Raw genomic sequence first — 11,095 nt, forward strand, 5'->3', positions numbered from 1 at the left:
GGATTTGCGAGGCTCTGCCTCGCGCTCCGGGATATTTTTAGCCAGATGAAGAGCGGATCAGGGTCTGATCTGGGCAGGCCGCATGGGTTCTGTGGGGGTTGCACGGATCAATTCGGCGACCCCGCTGTTGATTGGGGTTGGTCTGTTCAGGGACTCCCCTAGGCGGATGATCTCGCCTTGCAGACTGTCGATTTCCGTGGGGCGGCCGGCGCTGAGGTCATAGGCCATCGAGGTTCGCGCACTGGGGTCGATGGTTAGCATTTTAGAAGCAATGAGCTTGAATAGAGGCGTCGGTAGGCGCAGGATATGCGGCGTCATCCATGCGGGTAGCGGTGTGGTCGAGGCGACAGGGTGACCGGCGGCTTTCAGAACTGAAAGCGCCTCGGCCATCTGATCGGCCATCAAGCGACGCCAATTGCGGTCCGTCAGTTGATCAACTAGCGTGAGGCCCGATAACGCGTTCAGCGCGTTGTTGAGGTTGATGACGAGCTTGCCCCACTGAACGGCCTCGATCTGGTCGTTCTCGGTGATTGGAAGCTGGGCACTGATCAGCTGTTCGGCCAAGGACCCGGGGCCCTCTTGGATGACAATATCCCCGGACGTGGCGCGGTGATAGGTGGCTCGGCGGGTTGGAACTACGTTAAAGGGAACCATCCCTGCGCGAACATCGTGGTTAGGCAATGCGGCGCGCAGGGTTCGGGCGTTCTCCATCCCGTTTTGCCACGAAAGGACCGGAGCCGACTGCGAAGCGTGCGAAGCGATCAGCGCCGCCATGTCTTCGGTCGCGCCAGATTTCACAGTGACGATGATCAGATCGGCTTCGGCCAGACAGTCGGGATCTGTGCTGAGCGTCAGCGATGCGGCCGGTATCGTAAGAGTGAGACCCGAGAAATCGGTGACCGTCAACCCCAGCTCTCGGATCGGGTCCAAGACGCGGGCGCGGCCGAGCAGAGTGACCGTATGCCCGGCATCAGCCAGCAATGCACCGCAAAAGCAACCGATACTACCCGCACCTGCAACGACGATCCTCATGCCGATCCCTCCGTTGCCGGAAGGATCACCGGGTTGGCGTGTCGGGGCAAGCCCAGAGCGGGGTTACGTTGCGTTCAGCGGGCCAGTCTGGGTTTGGTGCGCTCCAGTTCCGGCGAGATTGGAATGAACTCCTGATCATCGCCGGGCGGCAGGTGGAAGGCTCCGTTCGCCCAGTCGGCGTTTTTCCATTCCCGCGTTGCGTGTTCGATCTTTTCCTTCGACGAGGACACGAAATTCCACCAGATATATCTCTCTTCGTTGAGGGTCGCGCCGCCGAGCAACATAAGCCGCGCCCCCATTGGCCCGGCCGTGACCGAAAGCTTGTCGCCCGGACGGAAGACCATCATGCGCCCTGCCTCGAATTTGTCGCCCGCAATCTCGACCGAGCCTTCGGTGACATAGACGCCCCGATCCTCATGGTCATCCGGCAGCGGGAACGAGGCACCGGGGTCCAGTTGGACGTCCAGATAGAAGGTCTCGGACAGCATGGTAACCGGGCTTGTCTCTCCATAAGCCGAGCCGAGGATCAGGCGGGCGCTGACGCCTTTGTCCTGAATATGGGGCAGCGCGCCCTGTTTATGATGTTCGAAATCCGGGGCCATATCCTCATGCGCTTCGGGCAAGGCGATCCAGGTCTGGATACCGAATAGCTTGTTTTCGCGGGCGCGCGTCTCGGCACTTGTGCGTTCAGAATGGGTCACGCCGCGACCGGCGACCATCCAGTTGACCTCACCGGGGTAGATCATTTGGTGCGTACCCAGACTGTCTCGATGTTCGAACTCGCCCTGATACAGATAGGTCACGGTCCCCAGCCCAATGTGAGGATGCGGGCGGACATCTATGCCGCCTTCGGTGATGAACTCGGCTGGACCCATCTGATCGAAGAAGATGAACGGCCCGACCAGTTGGCGTTCGACCGATGGCAAAGCCCGGCGCACTTCGAACCCGCCCAGATCGCGGGCACGCGGGATGATCAACGTCTCAAGCGCCGGGTTTTCCGTGACGCAGTCGGGGGTGTGAGTCGGGTTCCAGCTCATGCCTGATCTCCTTTGGTCGGACGGGCTAACTTTCTAACGTTCCCGAATGCACTGTAGCGCAGAGTTCACGACATGTATCGCGCAACTATGCACATACTTGGTGCGGCGTCTGGTTCGATGAAGCTCGGTGGGCCATGCACCCTCACATAGCCGTGAACATTAAATCGTCCACGCTTGGACCTCGCGCGCTCGGTTTTCCAAACAAGCGTGCTATGTTTTGGAAAAGGCGAACCCGGCCTGTCAGGTCGGGGCAGAATGTGGGCCACATGACAGGAGAGTTTCCATGACGCGCCTTCAGATAACCCGCCGGTCTTTAATTGTTGCCGGCATTGGCACCCTCGCGACGGGTTTATCCAGGGGATCGCATGCCAGCGGGCTTGCTGCGACCCCATCTATGCGCGGTGGGTCCAACAATTATCGCCCCGGCGCGCCGATCGTCGACCGGATCGGTGGCGGAGGGTTCTGGATGACGGGCACCGTGCGACGCGCCGGAGACGGAGCGCCCCTGCCCGGTCAACGCATCCAGATCTGGGCGCACACGACCGAAGGGCACGAGCGCGATCCTCACAGTCACGGAGCGACCTTGACCGACGCCAATGGCGAGTTTCGGCTAGAGATGCCGCAGATCGTGCCTGCCTTCGGGCAACCGCATGGGCACCTGGCCTATGACAGCGGTGAGTTCCAGACGGTGTTCCTGCGGCCTGTGATGTCCAGTGCGAAAGACAAGACGCTAGCCGCACATTTCGTGCTGCAACCTGCCTGAGCCACGTGATCCGCAGCGCTCTGATTTGGCTGGGGATTGGGGCGGCGTTGCTTGTTCCGTTGGTTGCGGCTGCAACCAGCCCTTATTTGGCTTGGCGTGACACCATCTACATTCTAGCGGGGTTTGCCGGGGTTTTGAGCCTTGGGTTGCTATTGCTGCAACCTCTATTGGCGGCCAGAATCTTGCCGGGACTTGCCCCAATGACCAGCCGTCACGCGCATAGATGGGTTGGTATTGCGTTGATCGTGGCGATCTTTATCCATGTTGGCGGCCTTTGGATTACCAGCCCTCCGGATGTGGTGGATGCGTTGCTCTTCGTCTCAGCGACCCCGTTTTCCCCTTGGGGAGTGATCGCCATGTGGGCGGCTTTTTTCGCGGCGTTTCTGGGTATCTACCGACAGCGCTTGGCCTTGCGGTTTCGCGTCTGGCGGCTAACGCATACGACGCTGGCTTCTGTGACGATCATTGGAAGCGTCGTGCACGCTATGCTGATCGAGGGCACGATGGAGATCATGACCAAGACAGCCCTTTGCGCGTTGGTTCTATTGGCGAGCGGGCGGGCGCTCGCCAAACTGCGTGTTTGGGACGTGAGGAGACGGGCTTAAACGCCCAGACACCACCGCATTACTGCCTTTTGCGCATGAAGGCGGTTCTCGGCCTCATCAAAGATAACTGAGTTCGGGCCGTCCATCACCTCGGAGGTCGCCTCTTCCTCGCGGTGGGCGGGCAGGCAGTGCATGAACAGCGCATCCGGCTTAGCATGGGACATCAGCTCGGTATTGACCTGATAGGGGCGCAGCATGTTGTGGCGACGCTCTTTCGCGGATTGGCTGTCATGCATCGAGACCCAGGTGTCGGCAACCACCAGATCTGCGCCCTCAACGGCCTTGTAGGGATCACGCTCGACAACGATTTGCGAGCCCTTCTGACGGGCAAAACCCATGAATTCTTCCTCGGGGTCGAACTGTGCCGGGCCGGTGAACGTCAGGTCAAAGCCGAACTGCCCTGCCGCGTGTAGGAACGAGGCGCATACATTGTTGCCGTCGCCGGTCCAGACCACTTTTTTGCCCGCAATCGGGCCGCGGTGTTCCTCGTAGGTCAGGATATCGGCCATGATCTGACAGGGATGGGTGCGATCTGTCAGGCCGTTGATCACAGGTACGTCCGAGTATTCGGCCATCTCGGTCAGGACGGTCTCGTCAAAGGTACGGATCATGATCATATCCACATAGCGTGACAGAACACGGGCCGTGTCGGCGATGGTTTCGCCATGGCCAAGTTGCATGTCCTTGCCGGACAGGACCATGGTCTGACCGCCCATCTGACGTACACCGACATCAAAGGACACGCGCGTCCGGGTCGAGGGTTTTTCGAAGATCAGCGCAACCATATGGTCTTTGAGCGGCTGTTCATAATCCAGCGCGGCTTTCGGCCGTCCAAGGCGGGCCTGTTTCATCGCGCCCGCTTGATCAATCATGTTGCGCAGGTCGGCTGCGCCGGTTTTGTGGATATCAAGGAAATGGTTCATATCGTTTCGCTTTTGGCTATCAACGGTCGGGGGGCGCTGCCCCCGAGGTATTTGTGAACAGAAGAAGGATCAGGCAGTGGCGAGTTTGGCTTCGATTTGCGTTGCGGCCTTGTCGAGGCGGATCATCGCCTGGGCGATATCGTCTTCGGTCAGGGTCAGCGGCGGCAGCAGGCGAATGACGTTGTCGGCGGCGGGAACTGTGATGACCTCGTTGTCATAGCCCGCGTTGACGACGTCGATATTTGTCGCTTTGCATTTCAGGCCCAGCATCAGGCCGGTGCCGCGCACCTCTTCGAAAACCTCAGGGTGGTCGGCCACCAAGCCTTCGAGTTTCTGGCGAAGCAAGCCAGCCTTGCGGTTGACACCTTCGAGGAAGGCAGGCGTGGCGACCTGGTCGATCACGGCGCAACCAACGGCGCAGCCCAGCGGGTTCCCCCCATAGGTCGAACCATGAGTGCCTGCGGTCATGCCGCTGGCGGCCTCTTCGGTGGCCAGCACCGCGCCTAAAGGGAAGCCTCCGCCGATACCTTTGGCGACCATCATGATATCCGGTGTGATACCCGCCCATTCGTGGGCAAAAAGCTTACCGGTCCGGCCCACGCCACACTGGACCTCATCGAGGATCAGCAGGAGGTCGTTTTCATCACAGATCTGGCGCAGGGCTTTGAGTTCGGCGTCGGGAACGGGGCGGATGCCGCCTTCGCCCTGCACCGGCTCGATCATGATTGCTGCTGTTTTTTCGGTAATCGCGTTGGTGACGCCATCGAGATCTCCAAACGTGAGATGCACGAAACCGGGCAGCAAGGGGCCGAAGCCTTTGGTCATCTTCTCCGACCCGGCGGCAGCGATACCAGCCGAGGAGCGGCCGTGGAAGGAGCCATCGAAGGTGATTATCTCGACCTTCTCGGGCTGGCCTTTGTCATAGAAATACTTGCGGGCCATTTTCACGGCCAATTCGCAGGACTCTGTGCCCGAGTTGGTGAAAAACACCGTGTCGGCGAAGGTATGCTCGACCAGTTTGTCGGCCAGCGCCTGCTGCTGCGGAATGTGGTAAAGGTTCGAGACATGCCAAAGCGCGTGCGCCTGCTCGGTTAGCGCGTTCACAAGCGCCGGATGCGCGTGGCCCAGCGCGTTCACCGCGATGCCCGCTCCGAGATCCAGAAAACGTCGGCCGTCCGCCTCGGTCAGCCAGGCGCCTTCGCCCTTCACGAAAGTCAGGGGCGCACGGTTATATGTCGGCAGAACGGACGGGATCATCGGATCATCCTTTTAGATAGCTTAAGCCCTGTGAGTGATACACGGGGGCCGGGTTCGTCAACTGATTTGGTGGAGAATGCGCGGATTTGGACAGCGCAAATAGATCAAACGGGCCGGTTACGCGGTCAGGCGTCGGCGTCGGAGGCGCAAGATATGTGCGGTTTTGATCATGGCGGCCCGTATAGCGAGGTTCGATCAGTCTGGGAAGACCCATAGTTGGAAAGCCCTGAATTTTCATAGTGAGATGAGAAGCCGCCATTTCACACTTGCTATTTCAATTCCTGTGGCGCACCGCTTGGCCATGACACCTATGCCTCAGAACCCGCCCCTTGCGGCCCTGTTGATCTTTGCCGCCAGCGCCCTGCTGGCAGGGACAACATTGCTGGCCAAAGCGTTGGGGACAGACACGCTTGGCCCCGCGCTGCATCCGATGCAGATCAGCCACGGGCGGTTTCTGTTTGCTTTTGTGGTGATCGTGACCGCCACGGCTGTTCTACGCCCGGCGCTGAGGCGCCCTCATTGGGGGTTGCACATCGGCCGCACCAGTTTCGGATGGCTGGGGATCACGCTGATGTTTGCATCCGTTGCTTATATCCCGATCGCGGACGCCACGGCGATTTCCTTCCTGAACCCGGTTTTCGCGATGGTTCTGGCAATCCCGCTGCTGAAAGAAGGTGTCGGCCCTTGGCGTTGGCTGGCCGCAGCGGTGGCTTTGACCGGGGCACTGATTCTCTTGCGCCCGACGCCTGCCAGTTTCCAACCAGCCGCCCTATTGGCCCTGACGGCGGCCGCAGTGATCGGGATGGAGCTGATTTTCATCAAAAAACTCTCAGGCCGCGAGATTCCGATCCAGATTCTGTTGGTGAACAACGGATTGGGTCTATCCATCGCGTCGGTCGCGGTGATTGCAGTATGGCAGGCGCCGACCCCTGCACAATGGGCAGCTTTGGCCGGAATCGGGGGGTTGATGGCCTGCGCGCAGGCCTGTTTCGTCAACGGAATGGCCCGCGCCGATGCCTCTTTCGTTGCGCCCATCAGCTATGCCACATTGATCTTCGCGGCGTTCTACGACTTTGCGATCTTTAGCGTGATCCCGGATCGGATCAGCATCATCGGCTCATCCATCATCCTGACAGGCGCGTTGATTCTGGTCTGGCGCGAAACCATTCACCGTCAGGCCTTGAGCCGGTAGCCTGTGCGCAACATCTGCCAGGTCACGGCACCGACGAACAGCGTCGCCCCGGTGCAAACTGCCATTCCCAGCCACGGAGAGCTGTCGGACACTCCGATCATCCCATAGCGCAGCCCGTCAATCAGATAGAAAACTGGGTTCAAGTGGCTGAGTTTGTTGAGCACAGGCGGCAGCGCCTCGACCGAGTAGAAGGTACCCGACAGGAAGGCCAATGGCGTGACGATGAAGTTGGTGATCGCCGCCATCTGGTCGAATTTATTGGCAAAAATCCCCGCAAACAGGCCCAAGGCGCCCATGAAGGCACCGCCCAAGATGACGAATATCAGGGTGATGAACAGGTTCTGCGGCGCAATCGATAGAAACACCAGAAACGCGAGGGCCACGACACAGGCGATCAGAACGCCGCGCGCGATGCCGCCTGCAAGATAGCCCAGTAAGATCTCCAGAGGGGACAGCGGCGGCATCAGGGTATCCACGATGTTCCCCTGCACTTTCGAGATCACCATCGAAGACGAGGTATTGGCGAAAGCATTCTGGATCACCGTCATCATCATGATACCAGGCGCCAGAAAGATCAGGAACGGAACACCCATCACGTCAGGCCGGCTTGGGCCGATGGCTATGGTGAAGATCAACAGGAACAATCCAGCCGTCACCAGCGGGGCCAGCAGGGTCTGGGTCCACACCGCCATAAAGCGCAGGGTTTCGCGTTTGGCCAGCGTGTAGAGGCCCATCCAATTGACCGCGCCAAACCGGCGCGCGTCCTGATCCATAAGATTCTGCATGAGAGCCTCTTAACTGATTCGAAGACCGCTTGTAACTCGGCCCGCAGTGATTAGAATAGGGCGCTGAGATGAATTCCCAAGGCGGCCCGAATCCGGGGCCGCTTTCCGCTTTTGAAAGGCAACCGATGTCCTGGACTGACGAGCGCGTAGAACTGCTGAAGAAAATGTGGGGCGAGGGCCAGTCGGCCAGCCAGATCGCCAAGGAACTGGGCGGCGTGACCCGCAACGCGGTGATCGGCAAGGTCCACCGTCTGGGCCTGTCCAACCGCGCAACCGGAGCAACGCCCGCCAAGGCTGAGCCAAAAGAAAAACCGGCACCCGCGCCTAAGGCCGAGGCGAAACCAAAGCCCGCCCCCAAGACCGAACCCGCGCGTCCGGCCCCTGCCCCGGCAGCGGAGACGAAGCCCGCGGTTCCCGCCCGTCGTCAGATTATCCCGGCGGGTCAACCTCTGCCGCCGCAGCCTTCGGCGAATGAGATCAGCCCCGAGGCACTGGCCAAGGTCAACGAGGTTGAGAAGAAAGCCAAGAAGCTGACGCTGATGGAGTTGACCGAAAAAACCTGCAAATGGCCTGTCGGCGACCCCGCAACCGAGGATTTCTGGTTCTGCGGCCTGCCGGTTGAAGCAGGCAAGCCCTATTGCGAGGCGCATGTGGGCGTGGCCTTCCAACCCATGAGCTCGCGCCGCGACCGCCGTCGGTGATTTGGAACGCCAGAACCGTATTTCTATTCTGGAATGTGGGAAGGGTACGGGGTTTCTCTGAGCCTCTTATCGGAAGTGTTGCGAAGTTAAAAAACGCTAGGCGTAACGGGGACTTACGAGAAAAACACCCTCGCAGCTTTCTGCAAGGGTGTTTTAGATCGGGGCGTCGGATGCGCGGACGAAGTTGCTGTTCGTTGCGGCGTTGCAAATGGTTGCGTTGATTTAACAGGCCCAGCGTGCAGAAGCCGTCTAATCGCAGCCAGAATTACACAGCTATTGTAGGCATGCATCAGTGTTCAATGAGTCTTTGATCTCTCATCTTCTTCATTCGCAAACTACATTCATTGTCAGTCCTCGTGTTCTTGTAGGTGGCGAAAATGTACCCTCCCGCCAACCGGGTCGAACCTGACACCTCAATGAAATAACCTTCGCTGACTTGCTCAAAAAACTCGAAACTTGTGGCGGAAAAGCTTCCGGTTACCAAAAAACCCGTTATGTCTTTAACGCCGAAGCTCACACCCCGTGATTTACCGGAAAGCCTGCCGTTTCGAGTTTGCTCAAAATAGTAGATATAACGACCAGACCCAAAACTACATCGAAGGGTCGCATACCATTTCCCGGATAAATTGGGCACCTGGGGCTTGTAGCCGTTCGAAGTAGAGAATTGAGAAATTATGACGTCATCTGGAAACGACGTTGACTGTGTTCTTTAAACTTCCGCCACAAGATGGCCGTACCCGATTTTACAAAATGCGCAGATCGAAAAGACGAAACCCAAGATCGATACTGCAAACACCTTGCTTGCTCCATAACTCTTGTCTGTCTACCTTCCTACCATATTTGTAGCGTAGGGTAACGATAGCTTCTCTACTCCCTGCCGTCCGCGTCCAAACTAGACGACGAAGTGATGTTTATCGTCAAGACGGTCGCTGCCGCGTTCTGCTGACGAAATTTGGCACGTCGCCTCAATCGCAAACTCCAAAACGGTCGGAAAGCCTTGTGGTACAAACCTTGGGCAAACCTAGGTTGGTCTCATCATGTCTACTTTCCGAGTCGCAAACCGAACCTTCGTTCAATGTGGCATTGGTTAGAAAGGGCTCGAACCTGACATTGAGGTGTCAGTGATCTTGGAGCCGAGGGCACATGATCGGCGTCTTACTGCGCCGGATGGGATGGTAGATCCGGTTCAGGTTGCCAGCCCGGCACATCTTCGGGCGCGACCGAGGCGTGCAGGTGTTCGGACTGGTCCTTGCCCACTATCCGTCTTTTGCGCAGAAGAAAAATCTTGCCCCACCCGCGCCACGTCCCAACCGAAGCCCCCTGAGCATTGGTCGGAAAACGAACGCGCCATCCCTCCGGCAGCGGCAGCCCGTGCCGCTCGGCCTTGTCCAGCATCCAGATGAGAGAGATGTTGCTGAGGGCGCGCGCCTCTTCGTAGCCGTTCAACTGACCACCCACATCGCCATGGGTGCCCCGAAACCAAACCTGTTCGACATGGCCTTTGAACTCGGGCGTGCATTTCCAAAGGACAGGCTCATAGACCTCGCGGGTCTCATTCAGGGCCATCGCGTGATATCCGTGGCGGATTGCGCGGCCCAGCTGATGATTGTGGAAGGCGTGCTTTTCCTCGGCCCAACGCCATAGCAGCGGCAGCCGCAGACCTAGCGCTTTGACCGTGTCCCACACCCCGACCATCTCAATTGCCACATCCTCATGGCAGAATTTGCGGCGGAAATCGCGGGCCGCCGTGCCACTCGGGTTGCATTCATAGTGGCGGTAGGCCTGCTTGATGTTCCGCTCGGTCGCGTGTTCCGCCTTCAACAAGCCGATCATGTCGATCACACCCGCAAGGCTGCGAACACCGTAGGCCCCACGGGAATACCCTATAAAGTAAATCCGGTCTCCGGGTTTGTAGCGCGAGGCCAGATAGCCATAGGCCCGACGGATCTGCCGATTGATCCCCCGCCCCATCATCACATCGAGCGAAGACTTCCAGCTTTCCCACTGGACGCCAGCTTCGTAAAACACGGAAACCTGAGGCCCCATTTCCTGACACAGGCGAAACGTCTGCCCAGCATGGGTTTCGAAGCCAGGCTCCAGCGTCGACATGGTTCCATCCAGAATGACAACATGGCTGATCGGCTCACGGTGCAGCGCTTCGGCGGAATGCTCAGAGCGTAAGGGCCGCCCGAGCCATCCAAGTACCTTTCTGCTTAACCGTGACAGAATCATATCTCAGCCACTCCTGTACTCTTCGAGGGTGCGCGCGCGTCTCAGCATTGCGCCGCCCTGGCCTTCACGGTGCATCGGCAACTGAGGCCCATGCGCCCATATCCCGCCTCCGTTCGACCGTCGGCCCATCACTTGCCCGCGCGCTGGTAAAGGCGAGGTATACTCAAGGATGGGTATCATCCGCATGCCGGACAAGAGATCCAACGAAACCGTGAGACGTTGAAGCATAGCTGCAAGCCTAAGTGGGCATTTGGGCATCATCATGACTAAGGCGTGCGGCATGCGTGACCTCATCGTTACAGCCACCATATGTCTGAATATATTACAAAAGCTCAAACGCATTGCAAAATTCCCGAAACCGTCTGACGACAGATCACGAAACGAGCAGTGAAGCCGCATCTTATCGGGTCGCGCCATCTCGTGACTGCACGTTACAAGTGTAGCTGAACGACCCAGTGCCCGTCTGTGGCCTGGTTCACGGTACCGGCGGACTGAATGCCTTGTGGATTTGAGTGCAAAGCCTTCCCCTTTTGTCATCCTTTCGCTATTGCACGCACTAACCCAAGAT

10 protein-coding genes are annotated in these 11,095 nt (G+C 58.6%); 4 read left to right on the plus strand and 6 right to left on the minus strand.

Going from position 1 to position 11,095, the window contains the following annotated elements:
* Positions 1–57: 57 nt before the first annotated feature.
* A complete protein-coding gene (locus ACR0AI_RS10865) occupies positions 58–1,032 on the minus strand; it encodes a 2-dehydropantoate 2-reductase (RefSeq protein WP_480674088.1) in 975 nt (324 codons plus the stop codon).
* Between the two features lie 74 nt (positions 1,033–1,106).
* On the minus strand, positions 1,107–2,069 hold the full coding sequence (locus ACR0AI_RS10870; RefSeq protein WP_170640329.1) for a pirin family protein: 963 nt from the start codon (positions 2,067–2,069) through the stop codon (positions 1,107–1,109).
* A gap of 283 nt (positions 2,070–2,352) precedes the next feature.
* Between ACR0AI_RS10870 and ACR0AI_RS10875 the strand changes: the two genes are divergently transcribed.
* Both ACR0AI_RS10875 and ACR0AI_RS10880 read left to right on the plus strand, forming a co-directional pair.
* Positions 2,353–2,832 (plus strand): twin-arginine translocation pathway signal, encoded by a 480-nt coding sequence (locus tag ACR0AI_RS10875; protein ID WP_480674086.1) that lies wholly within the window; start codon positions 2,353–2,355, stop codon positions 2,830–2,832.
* 5 nt (positions 2,833–2,837) lie between these two features.
* The gene (locus ACR0AI_RS10880) at positions 2,838–3,437 is read left to right on the plus strand and encodes a ferric reductase-like transmembrane domain-containing protein (protein WP_480701322.1); all 600 of its coding nucleotides are present in this window, start codon (positions 2,838–2,840) and stop codon (positions 3,435–3,437) included.
* Here the strand turns inward: ACR0AI_RS10880 and argF are convergent.
* A complete protein-coding gene (gene argF, locus ACR0AI_RS10885; protein ID WP_480674084.1) occupies positions 3,434–4,360 on the minus strand; it encodes an ornithine carbamoyltransferase in 927 nt (308 codons plus the stop codon). The genes ACR0AI_RS10880 and argF overlap by 4 nt on opposite strands.
* Before the next feature lie 69 nt (positions 4,361–4,429).
* Positions 4,430–5,617, minus strand: coding sequence for an acetylornithine transaminase (locus tag ACR0AI_RS10890; RefSeq protein WP_480674082.1), 1,188 nt, complete (start codon positions 5,615–5,617; stop codon positions 4,430–4,432).
* A 301-nt stretch (positions 5,618–5,918) separates the two neighbouring features.
* Between ACR0AI_RS10890 and ACR0AI_RS10895 the strand changes: the two genes are divergently transcribed.
* A complete protein-coding gene (locus ACR0AI_RS10895) occupies positions 5,919–6,809 on the plus strand; it encodes a DMT family transporter (RefSeq protein WP_480674080.1) in 891 nt (296 codons plus the stop codon).
* Here ACR0AI_RS10895 and ACR0AI_RS10900 read toward each other — a convergent pair.
* On the minus strand, positions 6,791–7,594 hold the full coding sequence (locus ACR0AI_RS10900) for an ABC transporter permease (protein ID WP_170554600.1): 804 nt from the start codon (positions 7,592–7,594) through the stop codon (positions 6,791–6,793). The genes ACR0AI_RS10895 and ACR0AI_RS10900 overlap by 19 nt on opposite strands.
* Positions 7,595–7,719: 125 nt before the next feature.
* Between ACR0AI_RS10900 and ACR0AI_RS10905 the strand changes: the two genes are divergently transcribed.
* Complete coding sequence (locus ACR0AI_RS10905; RefSeq protein WP_170719371.1) at positions 7,720–8,295, plus strand: GcrA family cell cycle regulator; 576 nt, start codon at positions 7,720–7,722, stop codon at positions 8,293–8,295.
* A 1,155-nt stretch (positions 8,296–9,450) separates the two neighbouring features.
* Here the strand turns inward: ACR0AI_RS10905 and ACR0AI_RS10910 are convergent.
* On the minus strand, positions 9,451–10,527 hold the full coding sequence (locus tag ACR0AI_RS10910; RefSeq protein ID WP_170554602.1) for a T6SS phospholipase effector Tle1-like catalytic domain-containing protein: 1,077 nt from the start codon (positions 10,525–10,527) through the stop codon (positions 9,451–9,453).
* Positions 10,528–11,095 lie beyond the last annotated feature (568 nt).

Source organism: Ruegeria sp. BG3 (assembly GCF_056538485.1).